General features: G+C 35.0%; 2 protein-coding genes. Both read left to right on the forward strand.

The window, feature by feature from the left end; genetic code table 11:
- A partial coding sequence (locus tag KFE26_RS23610; RefSeq protein WP_212601917.1) for a hypothetical protein occupies window positions 1-462 on the forward strand: 462 nt, incomplete at its 5' end.
- A gap of 60 nt (window positions 463-522) precedes the next feature.
- Window positions 523-657 (forward strand): hypothetical protein, encoded by a 135-nt coding sequence (locus KFE26_RS24255; RefSeq protein ID WP_283090835.1) that lies wholly within the window; start codon window positions 523-525, stop codon window positions 655-657.
- The last annotated feature ends 356 nt before the right edge of the window (window positions 658-1,013 follow it).

Below are 1,013 nucleotides of genomic sequence, written 5' to 3' on the forward strand. Positions count from 1 at the left end.
AATATAGTTGTAGACTCTGTTACATACTCTGATTATCTAGGTTACCTAAAAAAAGTTACTTTTACACCAATGCAAAAAGATGCAGCCCTTGATTGCAGGTTCGACACTGACAACAATTGTGATGATTGGAAAAATAGCCGTGATGCCACTTCAATAGTTAATTACTTACAAAATTATACTTTTAAAACTCAACCATTATCCAGTTTTGAAATTGAAATGAGGACAGCATTAAAGCAAGTTGTCTATGGTGGTGTACTTATCGGAGCAATAACAGCTGTTCAATTAAATAAGATTGCAGGTAAAATTTCTCAATTACTATTAGTGCAAACTGGCAATAATACATTTGGCCTAGTGGTTGCTGGTGGAGTGACTGGTGGTATATCTACTGCAGCAGGCTTACTAATGGATACTCAGTCAGTCTTTAAGGTCGGTGACGTAGTTGTTTTTAAAGGGGGGAGTTAATTTCAGTCATTCGAAATGGCATAGAAAAAATCCCTGTAGACCAATTAATTAAAGCAAATAATGGCGGCGCAAGCGGTGGTGGTGTTGATAGCGGTGGCGGTGGAACAACTGGTGGAGGTGGCATTATCGGTGGTGGTCGCAGCTTCGGCGGTTTCTCCTTCGGTAGCGGCTCTATTAATGACAATCCTATATTAAAAAGAAAAGCACAATAAATAAACTAATCACTTTTCTTTAGCTCAGAAAAATATAATGTTATAAAGCCAGCAATTAATGATAGCGCAAAAATATTTAAATACAAGCTCCCAATAAAATCCCAAATACCCCATCTGTATAATAAATATATCACAGAAAAACTTATAGATGTTTTTAGTACGCAAATTTTGGAAACATTACAATTATTACAGGTCTTGCACTTTTTCTTCAACTTAAAGATACTGATTTCAGCACCGCAGTAAGGGCATTTCTTTTTCATCTAATTAATCCGCAGTATTATTCTTAATGAAAAAACTATCATAAAAACTTAAAATACTCAACTAATACCTGTTATAATA

This window comes from Shewanella sp. M16, assembly GCF_018224605.1.
GTDB lineage: Bacteria > Pseudomonadota > Gammaproteobacteria > Enterobacterales > Shewanellaceae > Shewanella > Shewanella oncorhynchi.

What these genes read in the sequence shown, in the direction of transcription:
- KFE26_RS24255 (WP_283090835.1), top strand. Translation starts at nt 523, where the DNA reads ATGGCGGCGCAAGCGGTGGTGGTGTTGATAGCGGTGGCGGTGGAACAA.